At 64.7% G+C, this 18996-nt stretch carries 18 protein-coding genes, 1 other RNA gene and 1 pseudogene; 4 read left to right on the plus strand and 16 right to left on the minus strand.

Going from position 1 to position 18996, the window contains the following annotated elements:
* Positions 1 to 5 precede the first annotated feature (5 nt).
* From ybgC to P6U24_RS33725, 8 genes are all read right to left on the minus strand, one after another.
* On the minus strand, positions 6 to 455 hold the full coding sequence (gene ybgC, locus P6U24_RS33690; protein WP_407156701.1) for a tol-pal system-associated acyl-CoA thioesterase: 450 nt from the start codon (positions 453 to 455) through the stop codon (positions 6 to 8).
* Positions 456 to 533: 78 nt separating this feature from the next.
* A complete protein-coding gene (locus tag P6U24_RS33695; RefSeq protein ID WP_407156702.1) occupies positions 534 to 1454 on the minus strand; it encodes a metallophosphoesterase in 921 nt (306 codons plus the stop codon).
* A gap of 75 nt (positions 1455 to 1529) precedes the next feature.
* Positions 1530 to 1964, minus strand: coding sequence for an NUDIX hydrolase (locus P6U24_RS33700; protein ID WP_407156703.1), 435 nt, complete (start codon positions 1962 to 1964; stop codon positions 1530 to 1532).
* Positions 1964 to 3007, minus strand: a complete 1044-nt coding sequence (gene ruvB / locus P6U24_RS33705; protein ID WP_407156704.1) for a Holliday junction branch migration DNA helicase RuvB — start codon at positions 3005 to 3007, stop codon at positions 1964 to 1966. The genes P6U24_RS33700 and ruvB overlap by 1 nt, the downstream gene beginning before the upstream one ends.
* Entirely contained in the window at positions 3004 to 3423 is a 420-nt protein-coding gene (locus tag P6U24_RS33710) for a cytidine deaminase (RefSeq protein WP_407156705.1), read from the minus strand. The genes ruvB and P6U24_RS33710 overlap by 4 nt, the downstream gene beginning before the upstream one ends.
* A 48-nt stretch (positions 3424 to 3471) precedes the next feature.
* Positions 3472 to 4089, minus strand: coding sequence for a Holliday junction branch migration protein RuvA (gene ruvA / locus P6U24_RS33715; RefSeq protein ID WP_407156706.1), 618 nt, complete (start codon positions 4087 to 4089; stop codon positions 3472 to 3474).
* A 169-nt stretch (positions 4090 to 4258) separates the two neighbouring features.
* On the minus strand, positions 4259 to 4786 hold the full coding sequence (gene ruvC / locus P6U24_RS33720) for a crossover junction endodeoxyribonuclease RuvC (protein ID WP_407156707.1): 528 nt from the start codon (positions 4784 to 4786) through the stop codon (positions 4259 to 4261).
* Positions 4787 to 4870: 84 nt separating this feature from the next.
* The gene (locus P6U24_RS33725; RefSeq protein WP_407156708.1) at positions 4871 to 5617 is read right to left on the minus strand and encodes a YebC/PmpR family DNA-binding transcriptional regulator; all 747 of its coding nucleotides are present in this window, start codon (positions 5615 to 5617) and stop codon (positions 4871 to 4873) included.
* A 210-nt stretch (positions 5618 to 5827) separates the two neighbouring features.
* Here P6U24_RS33725 and P6U24_RS33730 point away from each other — a divergent pair, with 210 nt between their 5' ends.
* Positions 5828 to 7582: a methyl-accepting chemotaxis protein gene (locus P6U24_RS33730; RefSeq protein ID WP_407156709.1), complete on the plus strand. Its 1755-nt coding sequence runs from the start codon at positions 5828 to 5830 to the stop codon at positions 7580 to 7582.
* Between the two features lie 55 nt (positions 7583 to 7637).
* Positions 7638 to 9062, plus strand: coding sequence for a methyl-accepting chemotaxis protein (locus tag P6U24_RS33735; protein WP_407156710.1), 1425 nt, complete (start codon positions 7638 to 7640; stop codon positions 9060 to 9062).
* Between the two features lie 29 nt (positions 9063 to 9091).
* On the opposite strand, the gene P6U24_RS33740 is transcribed toward P6U24_RS33735, so the two are convergent.
* From P6U24_RS33740 to P6U24_RS33765, 6 genes are all read right to left on the minus strand, one after another.
* Entirely contained in the window at positions 9092 to 9910 is an 819-nt protein-coding gene (locus P6U24_RS33740; protein ID WP_407156711.1) for a TIGR00282 family metallophosphoesterase, read from the minus strand.
* 1 nt (position 9911) lies between these two features.
* The gene (locus P6U24_RS33745) at positions 9912 to 10499 is read right to left on the minus strand and encodes a 5-formyltetrahydrofolate cyclo-ligase (protein WP_407156712.1); all 588 of its coding nucleotides are present in this window, start codon (positions 10497 to 10499) and stop codon (positions 9912 to 9914) included.
* Positions 10500 to 10634: 135 nt separating this feature from the next.
* Positions 10635 to 10795: non-coding RNA, 6S RNA (gene ssrS / locus P6U24_RS33750), on the minus strand.
* A 942-nt stretch (positions 10796 to 11737) separates the two neighbouring features.
* Complete coding sequence (locus P6U24_RS33755; protein ID WP_407156713.1) at positions 11738 to 12379, minus strand: glutathione S-transferase family protein; 642 nt, start codon at positions 12377 to 12379, stop codon at positions 11738 to 11740.
* A gap of 106 nt (positions 12380 to 12485) precedes the next feature.
* Entirely contained in the window at positions 12486 to 13760 is a 1275-nt protein-coding gene (locus P6U24_RS33760) for a serine hydrolase domain-containing protein (RefSeq protein WP_407156714.1), read from the minus strand.
* 228 nt (positions 13761 to 13988) lie between these two features.
* On the minus strand, positions 13989 to 14825 hold the full coding sequence (locus tag P6U24_RS33765) for an SDR family oxidoreductase (protein WP_407156715.1): 837 nt from the start codon (positions 14823 to 14825) through the stop codon (positions 13989 to 13991).
* Between the two features lie 183 nt (positions 14826 to 15008).
* Here P6U24_RS33765 and P6U24_RS33770 point away from each other — a divergent pair, with 183 nt between their 5' ends.
* Entirely contained in the window at positions 15009 to 15395 is a 387-nt protein-coding gene (locus P6U24_RS33770; protein WP_407156716.1) for an ester cyclase, read from the plus strand.
* Between the two features lie 169 nt (positions 15396 to 15564).
* Here the strand turns inward: P6U24_RS33770 and P6U24_RS33775 are convergent, their stop codons facing one another.
* Together P6U24_RS33775 and P6U24_RS33780 are read right to left on the minus strand one after the other, a co-directional pair.
* Positions 15565 to 15948: a cell division protein ZapA gene (locus P6U24_RS33775; protein ID WP_407156717.1), complete on the minus strand. Its 384-nt coding sequence runs from the start codon at positions 15946 to 15948 to the stop codon at positions 15565 to 15567.
* A 146-nt stretch (positions 15949 to 16094) separates the two neighbouring features.
* Positions 16095 to 16400 (minus strand): annotated as a pseudogene (locus P6U24_RS33780) (DUF4164 domain-containing protein); the annotation flags it as partial.
* Positions 16401 to 16779: 379 nt separating this feature from the next.
* Here P6U24_RS33780 and tkt point away from each other — a divergent pair.
* The gene (tkt, locus tag P6U24_RS33785; RefSeq protein ID WP_407156718.1) at positions 16780 to 18765 is read left to right on the plus strand and encodes a transketolase; all 1986 of its coding nucleotides are present in this window, start codon (positions 16780 to 16782) and stop codon (positions 18763 to 18765) included.
* Positions 18766 to 18996 lie beyond the last annotated feature (231 nt).

The raw sequence follows: 18996 nt of genomic DNA on the forward strand, positions 1-18996 counted from the left end.
CGGCACTAGAGCAGGTCGGCCTTCAGGAGCTGGCGCAACGCTTTCGGAATCGGATGCGCCCTGCCTTCGCTGATGAAGGCAACGCGCACCTCTGCCTTGACCAGAAGCTCCTCGCCACGGCGCACCTCCTGCGCCATGGTGATGGAGGCGCCTTTTACGGTGACCGGCCAAGTCACAATGTCGAGCACGTCATCCATGCGCGCGGGCTTGAAATAATCCAGCGCCATCGAGCGCACCACGAAGGCGAAGCTCGGTGCTTCGCTTTCGGCCTGTTCGAACAGCGCATGCTGCTCGGCCCCCATCAGCCGCAGATGATTGGTGCGCCCGCGCTCCATGAAGCGGAGATAGTTGGCGTGATAGACGATGCCCGAAAAATCGGTGTCTTCGTAATAGACCCGCACCTGCATGTGATGGCGGCCGTCGCGGATCTCGCCGTCGAGATGGGAACGTGTCACTTGATGTGTCACTTGGCGCCCTCGCTGCCGAGCAAAGCGGTCGTTTTGCGCAAATCCGCTTCGGACGCAAGCGTGGAACTACGACACCGGCGCTGACGCGGGACCGACGGTCACCTGCACGATCTCGGGCGGCACGCCGATCCGCACCGGAATGATGCTGCAGCCAAGGCCGCCGGAGACGATGACGTCGCAGGCGGTGCGCACGTGACCGTAGGCCAGCCTGTTGCCGTAGCGCGAAGGCACCACTGGCGACCAGCCGAACAGCCGCACCTGGCCGCCATGGGTGTGCCCGGAGAGCTGCAGCGCGATTCGCGACGGCACGCGCACCGCCACGTCGGGCTCATGCGCGAGCAGGATGACCGGCGCGTCATCGGTGACCTTCGCGAGCATGGCGGTGAGATCGTCGACGCCGATACGCGGCATCGCGCGAAACCGCCGCATCGGCCAGTAGGCCAATTGATCGCCGAGCCCGGCGAGCCAAAACGGCTGTCCGTCCTTGCTCAGGCGCGTCGCGTCATTCTCGTAGACGGGAATGCCGACAGCTTCCAGGGCACGCCGCGCCGCGGGCGATCCGCGGCCGTCGCGCTGCACGTTGTGGTCATCCCAATAATCATGATTGCCGAGGATGGCATGCACGCCGAGCGGCGCCTTCAGGCCGGCCAACACGGACGCCCATTCGGATGCCTCGATGCGTCCAGTGAAATGACGGTGGCCGGCGACATAGTCGCCGAGCATGACGATGATGTCAGGCCTGAGCGCATTGGCGCGTGCGACGATGGCTTCGATATGCGCGAGCGACATCCAGGGGTCGCAAGCGTGCAGGTCGGCGATTGCAGCAATCTTCAATGTCAGACCGGAGGGCCAGCGTTGCGGATGCACCTGATAGTTGGCGATACGCAGCCGCAGCAGCGGCTCGATGCCAACGCCATAGCTGGCGGTGGAAAAACCGAAGGCGGCAAAGCCGGTAGAGGCCTGAATAAAGCGGCGGCGAGACAACATGAACGTTTGAAACCTCTGCTGTGTACTGTCTTAGAGCTTGATTACAGCCGCTTTCGGGTCGGCTCGTGCAGATTATCAGCAGTTATTGCCCAAGGGGGCTTCGCCATTGCGCAGACAAACAGCCAGCGGTAGCACGTGATCGCGGGTCAGCGGCGCCAACAGGACATCGGAAGGCGTCGCGGGATCGATCCATATTGTCTCGTCGATTTCTCGACCCGGCGTGATCTCGCCGATCACGTCGGCGGCGTAGAGGCTTGCCTGCACGCGGAAACCGGGCTCGTTCGCCGCGATCGCGTCAAACTCGCCGAGCGATCGGATCGAGGCCGAGACCACGCGGCATCCGAGTTCCTCAGCGATCTCGCGCGCAAGGGCGGCGACGTCATCCTCGCCAGAATCGCGCTTACCGCCCGGCTGCATGAATGCCTTGGTGCCACGCTTGCGCACCAGGAGCATCCGGCCAGCATCATCGCAAATCAGCGCCGCAACGATCTTGATTGTACCAGCGTCCATCACTCGTCCTCCCCGCCAAATAACCCAAATTGGGTGGGATCGCGACTCGGCTCGGCAAGGCCAAGATGGCGAAACGCGTGCGCGGTGAGGAGCCGACCGCGCGGCGTGCGCTGCAGATAGCCGCACTGGATCAGATAGGGCTCGATGATGTCCTCGATCGCATCGCGCGGTTCGGACAGCGCGGCGGCGATCGTTTCCACCCCCACCGGCCCGCCACCATAGTTCATCGCGATCATCGTGAGATAGCGCCGGTCCATCGCATCGAGCCCGGCGGCATCGACCTCCAGCGCGCTCAAGGCATGGTCGGCGATGGCGCGATCAATCGCATCTGCATTGGCGGCGGAGGCGAAATCGCGCACGCGCCGAAGCAACCGTCCCGCGATGCGCGGCGTGCCGCGGGCGCGGCGCGCGATCTCGTTGGCGCCATCGGCCGTCATGCCGACCTCGAGCACACGGGCGCCGCGGGTGACGATCTTCTCCAGTTCCTCGATGGTGTAGAAGTTGAGCCGGATCGGAATGCCGAAGCGATCGCGCAGCGGATTGGTCAAGAGGCCCGCGCGCGTCGTGGCGCCGACCAGCGTGAACTTCGACAGATCGATCTTGACCGAGCGCGCCGCAGGGCCCTCGCCGATGATGAGGTCGAGCTGGAAGTCCTCCATCGCCGGATAGAGCACCTCCTCCACCGCCGGGCTCAGGCGATGGATCTCGTCGATGAACAAGACGTCGCGCTCTTCGAGATTCGTCAGCAGCGCGGCGAGATCGCCGGCTTTGGCAATCACCGGCCCCGAGGTGGCACGGAAGCCGACGCCGAGCTCGCGCGCCACGATCTGCGCCAGCGTGGTCTTGCCGAGCCCCGGTGGACCGACGAACAGCACATGGTCCAGCGCCTCGCCGCGCTTGCGCGCCGCCTCGATGAAGATCGAGAGGTTGGCGCGTGCCTGCTGCTGGCCCACGAACTCGGAGAGCTGCTGCGGGCGCAGCGCAGTATCGCCGACATCGTCCGAGCGGCGCTCCGGGCTGACCATGCGGGCGGGCTGCTTCATTCGCTGCCGCGCTTGTACTTGTTAGGCAAGAGCTCGCCGATGCTCACCACTTTCGGCGGCTGGCCCTGGTCGGGAACAATGACACGTGCCTTGGCGTCATAGTCGTGGATCAGCTCGCGGCAGATGCCGCAGGGCGAGACCACCGCGATCTTGCCGGGCTCGCCGGGCTTCGGATGGCGGACGGCGACGATGGTCTCGATGCCATGATCGCCATGCTCGGTGATGGCCCGCCCGATCGCGATCGCCTCGGCGCAGACGGCGATGCGGCCGATATAGGCATCGATATTAACGCCGGTGATGATGCGCCCGTCGCGGGTGCGCATGGCGGCGCCGACCTCCTGCCAGTCGTTGCGATAGCGATCGCTAATGACGGAGGTCGCCGCATCGATCAGTTCCTGGTCGGCCTTGCTCACCATGCTCAAAACTCATATCCCTCTCGATTGGCGCGTTCCGGCAACGATAACCTACTTCGCGAGCTCCTTCAGCCCGAGCCGGATCAGTTGCGCGGTTTCGGCCTTGTCGCCCGCGCTGCGGGTCGCGGCGGCGATTGCTGCCGCGGCCTGCGGCTGGCCATAGCCGAGATTGACCAGGGCCGAGATCGCATCGGCGACCGGCTTCGGCGCGCGCGCTTCGTCGATCGCGCCCGACAGGCTGACGACGGTCGGATCGGCATCGGCGAAATGCGGCGCCTTGTCCTTCAGCTCGGTGACGATGCGCTCGGCGACCTTGGGACCGACGCCCGGCGTGCGCGCCACCGAGGCCTTGTCGCGCAGCGCGATCGCGTTGGCGAGATCAGACGGTGGCAAGGTGCCGAGCACGGCGAGCGCCACCTTGGCGCCGACGCCCTGCACGGTCTGCAGCAGGCGAAACCATTCGCGCTCGACGTCGCTCCTGAAGCCGAACAGCTTGATCTGGTCCTCGCGCACATAGGTTTCGATCGACAGCACCGCAGCCTCACCCGGCTTCGGCAACGCCTGCAGCGTGCGCGCGGAGCAATGCACCTGGTAGCCGACACCGCCGACGTCAAGAATGACGAAGTCCTCGCTATAGGAATCGATCAGGCCCTTGAGCTTGCCGATCATGAAGAGGCACTCGCAGTGAGACACAGAGCCGTCGCCGAGGGCCCGGTTGACTCCCCTCCCCCTTGCGGGGAGGGGGTGGGGGTGGATCCACAAAGACCGCCGCTTTGGTTACCCCCCTCCCCGACCCTCCCCCACAAGGGGGGAGGGAGCAATTGCCACCTGCGCCCGATCATAGCCCGGCCACCTTCATCCGCAGCGCCTGGCCCTGGCGATGATGAGCGTGCGTAATCGCAATCGCGAGCGCGTCGGCCGCGTCCGGAGACGGCGGCTCGGCTTTGGGCAGCAGGATCTTGAGCATCACCCCGATCTGGTTCTTGTCGGCGTGGCCCGCCCCGACGACGGTCTTCTTCACCTGGTTCGGCGCATATTCGGCGACCTCGATACCGAACAACGCGGGCGCCAGCAGGGCGACACCGCGCGCCTGGCCGAGCTTCAAGGTCGCGACGCCGTCCTTGTTGACAAAGGTCTGCTCGATCGCGGCCTCCGCCGGCTTGAACTCGCCGAGCACGGCGGCAAGACCTTCATGAATGGCGCGCAGGCGACTTGCCAGGGACAGGTCATCAGGCGGCTCGACCGAGCCGCAGCCGATATAAACCAGCCGGTTGCCCTCGCTCTCGATCACGCCCCAGCCGGTGCGGCGGAGGCCGGGATCGATCCCGATGATGCGGACTGGGATGCGAATCGGCTGCGAGGTCATACCGCAGTGATAACCTCAGGCCGGCTTGAGGAAAACATAAACAGAACGTCCAGCGCCTCGCCGCCGGGCTTGGTCAACAGCTCGTTAACCGCCCATCTTGGCCATCAGAGTTTCCGAAATTTCGAAGTTGGCGAACACGTTCTGCACGTCGTCGTGATCGTTCAGGAGGTCCATCAGCTTGAGCAGCTTCTCGCCGGTCTCGTCATCGACCATCACGGTGTTCTGGGGCTTCCACGTCAGCGCCGCCTTGCGCGGCTCGCCCAACTTGGCCTCGAGGTTTTTAGCAACCTCGCGGAAATTATCCGGAGAGGTATAGACCTCGTGACCGTTCTCGCCCGAAATCACGTCGTCGGCACCCGCCTCGATTGCGGCATCCAGCATCGCATCGTCCGAGGCAACGCTGGAATCGTATTCGATGACGCCGACCCGATCGAACATGAACGACACCGAGCCGGTCTCGCCGAGATTACCGCCCGATTTGGTGAAGAAGGAGCGGATGTCGGAGGCGGCGCGATTGCGATTGTCGGTCAGCGCCTCGACAATGATTGCAACGCCGCCGGGCCCATAACCCTCATAGCGGATCTCGTCATAGTTCTCGCCCTCGCCGCCGACCGCCTTCTTGATGGCGCGTTCGATATTGTCCTTCGGCATGTTCTCCTCGCGCGCGGCGAGGACGGCGGCACGGAGCCGCGGGTTCATCGCGGGATCCGGCGTGCCCAGCTTGGCGGCGACGGTGATTTCACGCGCCAGCTTGCCGAACAGCTTGGATTTCATCGCATCCTGCCGGCCCTTGCGATGCATGATGTTCTTGAATTGCGAATGGCCGGCCATGCGAGGTCTCTTGAATCCGTCGAATAAGGGGGAGCGCGGCGTTATAGGCCGGGCTCCGTTAGAATCAAAGATAGTCCAACTTTCCGGTATTTAAGCACTCTCCCTGCACCTGCCAGACGCCCATTTGTTAACCATGACTTCATGAGAAGGTGAAAGGATATGCACCTCAACCGCCAATTGTAAGAATTCGACTTTTTCGAGAGATCCCCGATGGCATTCGCGTGGTTCCGAAAACGTGCTGCCCCGATGGCGGCGGCCGAGGCCATCGCGTCGACTGCTGCTCCGCCTTCGGAACCCGTCCCCTCGGCAGAGGCCGAATCAGCCAAAGCGATTCTCGACCTGCTGGAGCTTGAGCTCGGTGGCATGATCCGGCAGCTCGAGCGCGCGGCCAATTCGGTGGCAAGCGGCGCCGACGCGACCGCCGGCACACTTTCCGACATCCGCCAGCGCACTGAGGCGCTCAGTGGGCGCTCGAATGCCGCTAAAGGCACCGCTGCGACATTCGCGGAGGCCGCTGACAGGGTTACCCGATCGGCGCAGGGCATCGGCGCCCAGGTCCGCGATGCTGGCCAGCTCGCCGATGCCGCGAGCGCGGCGGCCGACGAGGCGCGAGCCAATGTCGACCGCCTGCGCGAGTCCTCGGCTGCGATCGGCAATGTCGTCGCCCTGATCTCGCAGATCGCCCGCCAGACCACGCTGCTGGCCTTGAACTCCACCATCGAGGCCGCCCGCGCCGGCGAAGCCGGCCGCGGTTTCGCGGTGGTCGCCACCGAGGTGAAGGCCCTGGCCGTTCAGACTCAGCACGCCACCGAGGAGATCAGCCGCAAGATCGAAACGCTGCAGAAGGATGCCATCGGCTCGGCGGATGCCGTGCACCGGATCGCGCAGGCGATCGAGGCGATCCGACCGGTCTTCGCCAATGTCGACGGCGCGGTGGCCGAGCAGAACCGGACCACCGGCGAGATCTCCGACAACGCGGCCCAAGCCTCGCACTTCATCGCCTCGGTGGTCGAGAGCGCCGCCGAGATCGACCAAGCCACCCAGCAGGCCGAGGCCTATGGCGAGCGAGTCACCAGCGCCGGCCGCGCCGTGACGATGCACGCCTCGAGGCTGAAGGCGCGCTGCGCGGTGCTGCTGCGCCAGGATGATCGAAGCAGCAAGCGCCTTGGCGAGCGTCTGCCCTGCCATCTCAAGATCGAGCTCAAGGTCGGCAGCCGCAGCATTGCCGCGCCGGTCTACGAGATCTCTGCCGAGGACCTGCTGATATCAGGCCCTGAAGCCGCGCGGCTCGCGGTCAACGAGCGCTTCAATGCGACGCTGGAAGGCGTCGGCGCCTGCCCCGTCCGCGTCGCCGAGCAGGTTCCTGCCGGCGCCCGCGCCCGCTTCGATGGACCCACTGCAGAATTGCGCGAGAAGATCGAGGATCGGCTATGGGCGCTGCATGAGGAGAACAACGAGTTCATCGCCCGTGCCATGGAGGCCGGCACTGAGCTCACGCGGATTTTCGAGAATGCGGTCTCACGCAGCGAGATCACGCTCGAGGACATGTTCGACACCGACTACGTCGAGATCGCCGGCACCAACCCGCAGCAGCACCGCACCAAGATCCTCGATTGGGCCGAGCGGGCCCTGCCGCCGTTCCAGGAGGCGTTCCTCACCAAAGATAGCCGGATGGCGTTCTGCGTCGCCATCGACCGCAACGGCTATCTGCCGGTCCACAACCGCATCTATTCGCATCCACAGCGGCCGGGCGATGTCGCCTTCAACACCGCGAACAGCCGCAACCGCCGCATCTTCAACGATCCCGCCGGGCTCGCCGCGGGACGCAACCAGCGGCCCTATCTGATCCAGAGCTACGCCCGCGACATGGGTGGCGGCAACACCGTGATGATGCGCGAGATCGACGTGCCGATCCGCGTGCGTGGCCGGCACTGGGGCGGTTTCCGCACCGCCTACAAACTTTGAGTACATTGGACGTCAGGAAATGGTCGTGGTCGTGGCTTGATCGAGGAGCTCTGAGATGTCGCTCGCGCAGCGTGCAATACTGGAACATGCAAATGCGCGATCGGGCGCCGAAAATCTGATCGAGGAGCTCGCAACTCGGATCGGTGGCCTCGGTGTCGAGCTCGCCGATGTGGCTGGCAATGTCCAGGAGGTTGCGGCCCGCGTCAGCCATCAATCCGAGCGGCTGGGCCATCTGCAGCGAACCGCGAAGACCATGGTCGCGGCCAATCACGACATCGCGGTCGCCTCCGAGGCCGTGCAGTCCGCCACATCGGCCGCGGTCGGCGAGATCACCCAATCCCGCGGCGCGGTCGAAAATGCCGTCAAGCATATCGGCGAACTGATCGACTCCGTGGAACGGATCGAAAGCAGGCTCGGCGCCGTCGGCTCGGCGCTGTCGCAGGTGGCGAAGGTGTCGGTCGCGATCGAGACGATCGCCAAGCAGACCAACCTGCTTGCGCTCAACGCGACCATCGAGGCTGCCCGCGCCGGCAACGCCGGACGCGGTTTCGCCGTCGTCGCAAGCGAGGTGAAGAGCCTCGCCGAAGCGACGCGCCAGGCGACGCAGCAGATCGGCGACACGCTTCGCGGCCTCGACGGCCAGATCAAGAGCTTGCTGGGCGAGAGCGGAGAAGCCTCGTCCCGGGCCAAGAACGCCGGCAGCGGCGCGCAGCAGATCGAAGGCATCATCGCGCGCGTGCAGGACGGCTTCACCAATGTCGGCCGGGAGATCGACGCCGTCGCCCGCGCGGCAACCTCGAACCTCGCTCATTGCGACATGGTGATCGAGGAGCTGGCGGAACTCGCGCAAGGCGTCGACCGCTCCTCGGCCGAGCTGAAGCAGGCGGACAGCCGGATCGCCAAGCTGCTGGACCTCTCGGAAGGCCTGATCGCGCTGATCGCCGAGAGCAGCGTCGAGACCTCGGACACACCGCTGATCCGCACCGCGGTGGAGACAGCAAAGGTGATCTCGGCCGCATTCGAAGGCGCGATCGACCGCGGCGAGATTCAGCTCGGTCAATTGATGGACGAGACCTATCGGGAGATTCCCGGCACCAATCCTGCCCAATACCTGACCGACTACGTCACCTTCACCGATCGCATCCTGCCGCCGATCCAGGACCCCGTCCAGAAATCCGATCCGCGCATCGTATTCTCGGTGGCGTGGGCGAAAGGCGGCTATCTGCCGACCCACAATCCGAACTATCGGCTGCCACAGGGGCCGGACCCGGTCTGGAACAATGCGAACTGCCGCAACCGGCGGCTGTTCAATGATCGCGCCGTGAAGAAGGTCGCGGCCAACACCAAGCCGTTCCTGCTGCAGACCTATCGGCGCGACATGGGCGGCGGCAATTTCGTGCTGATGAAGGACGTCTCCTCGCCCATCATCGTGAAGGGTCGGCACTGGGGCGCTTTCCGGATCGGCTTCCGGCAGAGCTGATCCTTGGACCTTCTCTCCGCGGGCTCAAGCTACCAGAATTCCGGCCCTGCCGCCGACAGCCGGCCGCCGATCCGCACCGGCGCGACCTTGACCGCAAGCCCGGTCGCATCGTCGGTCTCGACCGCCACGCCGCTCAGCGTCGCCGTGCCGACCGCCGGCTCGAAGCGCGCCGACGGAATCCCGGACTGGAAACGGCGCATCGGCTCGTCCTTCTGCATGCCGATGATCGAGTCGTAATCGCCGGTCATGCCGGCATCGGTCATGTAGGCGGTGCCGCCGGCGAGAATCTGATGATCGGCGGTCGGCACATGCGTATGCGTGCCGACGACGAGGCTAGCGCGGCCGTCGCAGAAATAGCCGAGCGCCTGCTTCTCGCTGCTCGCCTCGCAATGCACGTCGACCACGATCGCGTCTGCGGCCTCGCGCAGCGGGCACGCATCGAGCTCGTGTCCGATCGCCTTGAAGGGATCGTCAAACGGCGTCATGAAGACGCGGCCGAGCGCGTTGATCACCAGTGCGCGGCCGCCCTTCTTGGTGTCGACCAGCGCCGCGCCGCGGCCCGGCGTCCCCTTCGGATAGTTCGCAGGCCGCACCAGCTTCGGCGCACGCTCGATGAAGACCAGCGCCTCGCGCTGATCCCAGGAATGATTGCCGAGCGTCACCGCATCGGCGCCGGCGTCAACGAGCTCCTGATAGATCGCTTCCGTGATGCCAAAGCCGCCGGCTGCATTCTCGCCATTGACGACGACGAGATCGAGTGCCCAGTCGCGGATCATGCCGGGAAGATGGTCCGAGACGGCGGCGCGACCGGCACGCCCGACCACGTCGCCGACGAAGAGAATACGCAAGTCATGTGCTCCGGAAGTCGAACATATCCCGCTCGGTTAGCACATAATCCAGCGCCGCGTCGTGCGCCAAAGCCGGAACCGCGGGGATTTCCTGGACAGTGAAGGCCAGCCCCACGCCGATCACATGCCTCGTTCTTCGCAGATGCGAGAAAGTGTAATCGTAGTAGCCGCCGCCATAGCCGATGCGGTGGCCGATGCGATCGAACGCGGCGAGCGGCACCAGCATGACGTCGGGCACGAGCTCAGCTTGAGCCGGCGACGGCTCGGGGATGCCGAGCGGGCCCAGCACCAGCCTGTCACCCGGCGCGAAGGCGCGGAACGACAGCGAATGGCCGCGAGCCAGCACCACAGGCAGCGCCAGCCGCGCGCCGAGCCCGGCCAGATGCAGCATCAAGGGCGTGGGGTCGAGCTCGCTGCGGATCGGCGCATAGCCCGACACCACCGTGCCGGCTGCAAGCGCAAACGGCAGGCCGCGCGCGGCAATGGCCTGGGCCGCCGCCACCCGCGCGTTCTCATCGAGCGCATCGCGTGCCGCAAGCGCCGCTGCGCGCAGCTGCTGCTTGGATTGCGGGGCAATTTGCGGCGGCATGTATGTTTCACCATCAGCTGTCATCGCCCGCGAATGCGGGCGATCCAGTATCCACAAGCGGCACGGCCGACATCTACTGTCACGGGGTACTGGTTACCCCGCATTCGCGGGGTATGACGACTGGGGAAAACGAAGCGCGAAGCCGCGGTCGCCGTTGAAGCGCTCGATCCCGGAGTTCCCTACGAAAGTAGGTGGGCACCATATGTCCGGATCCACGGACCCGGCCAGGGACAGTTCCCTAAAGGATCGATAAGGCCCCGGGGATATATGGCTCCTGACGCGCGCCACAGCCTCGCTGAGACCCAATGTAGCAACGACCGCGCCGTTCCGCCAGCGGCGCCGGACGGTGGGACACCGAAATTCCTAACTCCACGTTTCAAACAGCCAACCCATCGGGCACCAAGTCGCCAACACTCGGATGTCGTCGCCCGGCTTGACCCGACGACCCAGTATCCACAGACAGCAGTGATCGACTGAGAGGCCGCAGCGTACAGGATCATCCGCCTTCGCGGATGATGACAGCGGACATGTAGCTGCATCCGCGCATCGCCTCGCAGGGCATGCATCCTCGTTCTCGCGACACGAACTGCCCGAGTTATTTGAGTCGAATCACCCTCTTGAGCGCAGAGGGCGCAGGGAAGGCCGGGTGCTGGTCGCACCCGCGGTCCGCGTGCAACAAGAAAGCACGCGGCAGAACCACAGGTACGAGCCGAGACAACCGGCCTTCCCTGCGCGAATGGGTTACGGGTTATACGCGCTCTCCCCAGGGACCGGCTTTCTTGCCCCTGTCTGTGCGCGACGCTTGCGCGTCGGCACGGCATCAGCACCGGGATGCCAGGACCACACGACTTCACCGTCCTGTCCGTATTGTTCGTCCGCGCGCAACATGCGTGCTGCAATACCGACAGGCCATCGCATCCCACCTCGCGTCTCGTGACGGTCGCGACACGCCCCTCTTGCCGAGGTGGGACGTGCGGAAAGATCGTTCTGATTTGCCCGACAACGCAAGCGTGCACGCGTGCGACAAAGTAACCCGACGGGCAATTTATGCATGACGGGCATGCGCAGCACTCTCTCCGCCGTCATTGCGAGCACAAGCGAAGCAATCCAGTCTGTTCCGGAGGCAAAAATCTGGATTGCTTCGTCGCTAGCGCTCCTCGCAATGACACCTCACCCTTCATACCATCCCAGGCTCGCTCGCTGTCGCCAACGCCCCGGAATGACTGAAAACCAAGCACTCAGCTGAGCAGCAGCGCCATGCCGGGATCGCCCTTCGCCATCGCGCGCTGATACGCGGGCCGCGCGGCGATCCGGGCGAGATAGGCGCGGATGTTAGGCAAACGGCCGAGATCGTAGGGTTGGAAGTAGCGCATCGTGGTCAGCGTGAAAACGCTCATGATGTCGGCGGTGGTGAAGGCGCTGCCCGCCAGATACTCCGCCTGGCCGCAACGGGCCTCGACGAGATCGAACGCGCGCTCGGTGCGCGCCTTCATCGCCATCAGCATCGGATTGTCCTCGGTCAATGCCAGCCGGTTGAGGATCATGAGCCGCCCGAGCCCAGGCTGCAGCGTGCCGTTGGCGAAGTGAAACCAGTACAGGAAGGATGCGAATCCGGGATCATCGGCGCGCAAGGTGAGCCGGCCCTGCCCGTGCTTCGCGACGATGTAATCGACGATGGCAGCCGATTCGGCGAGCACGATATCACCGTCGGTGATGACCGGCGCCGAACCGATCGGGTGCAGCGCCTTGTACTCCGGCGGCGCCAGCATGGTCTTGGCGTCGCGCGCATAGGTCTTCAATTCATAGGGTATCTCCAGCTCCTCGCAGAGCCAGACGATGCGCTCGGATTGCGACTTGCCGAGATGATGGACGGTGAGCATGGAGACTCCAATCGTAATGCGAAGTAGCCCGCATGAGCGCAAGCGCCATGCGGGACTATCAACCCGGGTGTCGCTGCGCTCACCGGGCTACAGATATTGTTCGTGTCTATCTCACCATCGCGCCATAGACGAGGTCCTGCACCTGCTCGCGATAATATTTCCTGAGCTCACCGGGCGCGGCGGTGCCGACAACAACAACGAGACGCTCCCTGGGATCGCAGAAGAACTGTGTGCCGAAGGCGCCATTCCAGGTGAACTCTCCGGGATTGCCCGGCACCGAGGACAGGCCCTCGCTGGTGCGCACGGCGACGGCGAGGCCGAACCCGAAGCCGGCGCGATGCGGCTCGATATTGGCGACGTTGTTCTTGATCTCCGGCCCGAGATGATTGGAGGTCATGTGGTGCACCGTCTTCGGACTGAGGATGCGCTGGCCATCGAGTTCGCCGCCATTGAGGAGCATCTGGCCGAACCGCATGTAGTCCCCGACAGTCGCAAACGAGCAGGCGCCGCCGCAATCGAACTTGGTCGATGTGTCCAAGAGCCGGATCGACTGCGGCTTGCCGGTCAGCGGATCGTTGGCGAACGGGCGGGCCAGTCGGGCGCGCTGCGCGTCCGAGGGCGAGAACGTGGCGTCGTTCATGCCGAGCGGCTGCCAGACATTCTTCGAAAGATATTCGCCGAGCCGCTGCTCGCTGACTTTCTCGATGACTGCGCCCAGCACGTCGATCGAGAAGCCATATTCGAACTCCGTCGAGGGCTGGTGCGCCAATGGCAGCTTGGCGATGCGATCGATGAAGGCCTGCGTGTCGCCCTCGATCGCGGGCGCCACGCCGTCAGGATAGAGCCGCGCCACCGGGCTCGACGAGTCCGGCCGACCGCCATACATCAGGCCGGAGGTGTGGCGATAGAGATCGTGGATGAAGATCGGCGACAGCTGCGTCTCCAGCTTCAGCGATCCATCCGGCTGCGCGACGCCGACCTTCATGTCGGCGAAAGCAGGATAATAATCCGACAGTTTCGCCTGCAGCGGCAGCCGCCCCTGCTCCATCAGCGTGAGGCCTGCGACCGCCGCCATCGGCTTGGTCATCGAGGCCAGCGCAAACATCGCATCGAGCGGCATCGGCGTATCCTTGGCCGGATCGAGCTTGCCATAGGCCTTGTAGTGCACGAGCTTGCCGTCGCGCGCGATCGCGACCACCGCACCGGGCACGCGCTTGGCCGCAATCTCGCGCGCGAAGAAATCATCCATCCGCGCCAGGCCTGCTTGCGAGAAGCCGACATCCTCCGGTCTGGCTTCGGGCAAGGGGGCCGCGATGGCGGCGTGGAACGCGAAAGCGGCCGCAGCCGCCGATAGGGCGAATGCCTGCATTGTTGTTCTCATGAGTGCCTCCCGAGCGGCGGATCGGAATCGCTTATGATGCGATCTCAAACGTCCGCCTGCCCGTTGAATTAGAACAGACCGCAGTGACAACCGCAAGGAAGGCCAGCGCATGGCACCGATCTGAAGCCGTCATCGCGAGCGCAGCGAAGCGATCCAGAGCGGACAGTCTGGATTGGTTCGTCGCTTGCGCTCCTCGCAATGACGGTGCGTTGGCGCGGGCGCCCCGGCCTAGCTCGCCCAGTTGTCGCGGAATTCCGGAAACAGCGTGATGCCACCGCAAGCATAAATGGTCTGACCGGTGATGTAACTCGCCTCGTCGGATGCGAGGAACGCGAACACGCCGGCGATCTCCTCCGCCGTGCCGACCCGTCCCATCGGGATGTGGGATTCGACCGCGGCGCGCCGCACCGGATCATTGGTCCAAGCAGCATTGATCGGCGTGTCGATCGCGCCGGGCCCGACCGAATTGACGCGGATGCCGCGGCCGGCGAATTCCAGCGCCAGCGTGCGCGTCATGCCGGCCATCGCGCTCTTGCCGATCGAATAGGCGAGATAACCGGGCTTCGGGACGATCTGGTGCACGCTCGACGTATTGATGATGTTGCCGCCACCCTCGCGGCTCACGAAATGCGCCAACGCGTGGCGTGCGCACAGCACGGCGCCGGTCAGATTGACCTCGATGATCTTGCGATAGGTCTCGATGTCCAGCGCTTCGCTTGGCGATTCCTTTTGAAAGCCGGCATTGTTGACCAGGCAATCCAATCGCGGCCAGCGCTTGAACAGCGTGGCGAACATGGCGTCGATATCTTTTTCGATCCCGATGTCGGCATGAACCACGAAATGATGGCGCCCTTCGTGTCCGTGTGCGGCAGACGCTTCCCGCGCTAGCCTCAGCGTCTCCTCGGCGCCATCGGGTAAGCCTACATGGTTGATCGCGACATGCGCACCCTCCTGGGCAAAGCGGACCGCGACCGCGCGGCCTATGCCTTGCGAAGCACCGGTGACAAGCACGTAGCGATCGATGAGGCGAGACGAAAACGGAATTGAAGACGGGGCTTGCGGCATGAAGGGTCTCCGAGGCGTATACGGCGCGAGCTTTTAGCAGAATCGCCGACGGCAATGAATCGCGGAATTCGATCAGCCCATGCTCGATTTCTCCTGCGCTTGCGCGAGCATTCTCGCTGCAGGAACCGATATGATCTCAACGATGTTATCTTGCCCATCCGGCTTCAAGGCAGAGGACTCGCCGTGACCAGAGACGAGCTTGCGGATATCTATCGCGCTTACATCGCCTGCCTCAATGCGCAGGACTGGGAACAGCTCCGGCGGTTCGTTCATGACGGCGCATCCCACAACGGCCGGCCGTTCGGCCTGTCCGGCTATCGCCAGATGCTAGAGCGGGATTTCGCTGATATCCCCGATCTTTATTTCGACGTCGAGCTGCTGGTCGCCGACCCGCCTCACGTTGCGAGCCGGCTTCGCTTCGACTGTACGCCGAAGGGACAATTCCTCGGCCTCGACGTCAACGGCAGGCGCGTCGTCTTCGCCGAAAACGTGTTCTATCGATTCCGCGATGGCAGGATCGAGCAGGTGTGGTCGGTGATCGACAAGGCGGCGATCGAGGCGCAGCTTTGATGTTTGTCGCGAGGATAGCCCGCATGTGCGAAGCGACATGCGGGACCCGGATATCGCTGCGCTCATCCGGGCTACGGACTTCGAGGAGGTCGTCTAAACCGTCTCGTTGACGTCTCCCACGTCCTCGCAATGACGGCGGTGGTCACTAAGTCCTACACGGCCGGTCGAGCTACCCGATCGCCACTCCGCCGCCGATGGTGCGGTTGAGCACCTGGGTCGTCTTCTCGATCCGCTCGGCGGCGGCATTGAGCGCCTTCGCCACCGCAGCCTGGGTGGCGCGGGCGCGATCGGCTGCCTGATTGCGCACGTTGCGCAGGCTCTCGACCTCTTCCTCCAGCTTGCGCACATGCGCCCCGGCATCGAGCAGCTCGTCGCAGACGGTGAGCGCGGCCATCACGGTGAGGCGCGCGTCACCGATCTCGCCGAACTTGCCGCGCAGATTGGTGATGCGCTGCTCCAGCGTCTCGGCGAGTTTCAGGAGCCGCAGCTCCTGCCCCTCTTCGCAACCCATGCGGTATTGGCGGCCGTTGATGGTGACGTTGATGTGGCTCATTCCTCAGCGTCCTCGTCTTCGTCCTCGGCATCTTCGCCTTCGTCGTCGTGTTCGTCTTCGGCGTCTTCTTCGTCTTCCGCATCTTCGTCTTCGTGCACGTTGTCCTCGTGTTCCTCGTGCACGGTTTCGGCCAGCGCCGTTGCAGCGCCGCTCAGCACCGAACGAATGCTGCCGATCGCGACATCGAGCCGTTCCGCGATCTCGCGATTGGCGCGCTCCAGCTTGCGCGATTTCATCAGCGAGCCGTCGAGCTCGTCGGCGAGCCGCGAGCGATCGGCACCGAGCGCCTGGATGCGGGTCGCCAGCTCATCCTCGTCGCGATCGGCCTCGCGCCGGCGCTCCACCGCGCTTTCCAACGCATCCAGCGCCGCCATCAGACGACGCGTCGCCAGTTCGAGATCCGCGGCGGCGGGTTCCATCTGGCCGGGATACATGGCTGTCTGATCGCTCATGAAATCGGATACTTGGGGTCGAACGCAGGCCTCAACTGTGCCGGCCGTACGGGACAAAAGCCGCTGTCCGGCAAACGCTTACACGGGGAAATTTACGTGCGATGGCAGGCGAGCGCAACGCCGTGTCGAAACTATGCACCGCTAAGCCATTGATGGCGGATTGGGGATCGGCGGCGCCCTGCCCCATATCCCTTTGCGGCTGGAGCGCTGGGACAAGGGCGTCCGAAATGGCGAGCATCGGAACAGGCTCCCCGGTTTTGACGTTTCATTGCCTTGGACTTCCGGAACCGAGGTGCTATTCCCCCCTCGAAATCCCGCCACCCGCTGCATCCGGCGGTGTACCACCCACCAAGCATCTCATTTCAGACGGATTTTCATCATGACGCAGGTCGATCACACCCGTATGGCCAATGCGATCCGGGGGCTCGCGATGGACGCCGTCGAGAAGGCGAAGTCCGGCCATCCCGGCCTGCCGATGGGCGCTGCGGATATGGCCACCGTGCTGTTCACGCAGTTCCTCAAATACGACGCCGCCGATCCGGCCTGGCCCGATCGCGACCGCTTCGTGCTCTCGGCAGGTCACGGCTCGATGCTGCTCTATGCGCTCCTGTATCTGACCGGCAACGAGGAGATGACGCTCGACCAGATCAAGCAATTCCGCCAGGTCGATTCGCTCACCCCCGGCCACCCCGAGAACTTCCGCACCAAGGGCGTCGAGACCACCACCGGCCCGCTCGGCCAGGGCATTGCGACCGCGGTCGGCATGGCCGTTGCCGAGAAGATGCTCCAGGCCGAATACGGCAAGAAGATCGTCGACCACCATACTTATGTGATCGCCTCCGACGGCGACCTGATGGAAGGTGTGTCGCAGGAAGCGATCGCGCTGGCCGGTGTCTGGAAGCTCAACAAGCTGATCGTGCTCTATGACGACAACGGCATCTCGATCGACGGCCCGACCTCAATCGCCGACAGCGTCGATCAGGTGAAGCGCTTCAAGTCCGCCGGCTGGGCCGCCGAGCTGATCGACGGCCAGGACCAAGCAGCGATTGCCGCTGCAATCAGCCGGGCGCAGAAGTCGAGCAAGCCGACCCTGATCGCCTGCAAGACCACGATCGGCTATGGCGCGCCGACCAAGGCCGGCACCGCGAAAGCGCATGGCGAGGCGCTTGGGCCTGAGGAGCTGAAGGGCGCCAAGGAGAAGCTCGGCATTTCGCTGGAAGCCTTCTCGGTTCCGGATGATGTCCTCAAGGCCTGGCGCGAGGCCGGCAGCCGCGGCGCTGCCGCGCGCGCCGAGTGGGAAACGCGCATCGGCGAGATGGGTCCGCGCAAGCGCGCCGAGTTCGAGCGCCGGCTGCGCCATGAGCGCCCCGCAGGGCTGGCGAAGGCGCTGAAGGACCACAAGAAGGCGCTCTTGGAAAACCCGCTCAACGTCGCCACGCGCAAGTCATCAGAAGCCGCGATCGAGGTGATCGCCGCCGCGATGCCGATGGAATTCCTGGCCGGCTCCGCCGACCTCACCGGCTCCAACAACAACAAGGCCAAATCGGCGACCGCGTTCTCGGCCAAGACGCCGAAGGGCCGCTTCGTGCATTACGGCATCCGCGAGCACGGCATGTGCGCGGCGCTGAACGGCATCTTCCTGCATGGCGGCTTCGCGCCGAACGGCGCCACCTTCCTGTGCTTCACCGATTATGCGCGGCCGGCGATGCGGCTGGCGGCGCTGATGGGCACCGGCGTGACCTATGTCATGACCCATGACTCGATCGGCCTCGGCGAGGACGGTCCGACCCACCAGCCGGTCGAGCATCTGGCCGCGCTGCGCGCGATCCCGAACATGCGCGTGTTCCGCCCCTGCGACGCCATCGAGACCGCCGAATGCTGGGAGCTGGCGCTGAACCGCACCAACGGTCCGACCGTGCTGGTGCTGACGCGCCAGAACCTGCCGCAGCTGCGCACCAGCGCGCCTGCGGACAATCCGTGCAGCCGCGGCGCCTACGAGCTAGTCGCAGCGCAAGGCGAGGCCAAGGTGTCGCTGTTCGCCTCCGGCTCCGAGGTCGAGATCGCGGTCACCGCCCAGAAGCAGCTTGCTGAGCGCGGCATCGCCTCGCGGGTGATCTCGGTGCCGTCGCTGGAATTGCTGCTGGCGCAGCCGGAGGAAGCCCAGAAGGCGATCATCGGCCACGCACCGGTCAAGATCGCGATCGAAGCCGCGGTGCGCTGGGGCTGGGACGCTGTGATCGGCCATGACGGCATCTTCATCGGCATGCACGGTTTCGGTGAGAGCGGCCCCTACAAGGCGCTCTACAAGCATTTCGGCATCACCGCCGAGGCGGCCGTCGAGGCGGCGGTCAAGCGGCTGGGCTGAAGTCCAGCGCAGTCAACCTCGCTGGCGCAGCACTGGAGGTCCACCTCTCCCATCGGGAGAGGTCGGATTGCATCGTCAGATGCAATCCGGGTGAGGGCTTACGGACCATCCGTCGGCGCAAGCCCCCTCACCCGGCGCTGCGCGCCGACCTCTCCCCGGTGGGGAGAGGTGGAGAGGTGCAGAGAGAGCACGACCGCGGTCCAACCAAACAGATCGCTCTTTCCCGCGCGG

The organism is Bradyrhizobium sp. STM 3557, assembly GCF_045571465.1.
GTDB lineage: Bacteria > Pseudomonadota > Alphaproteobacteria > Rhizobiales > Xanthobacteraceae > Bradyrhizobium.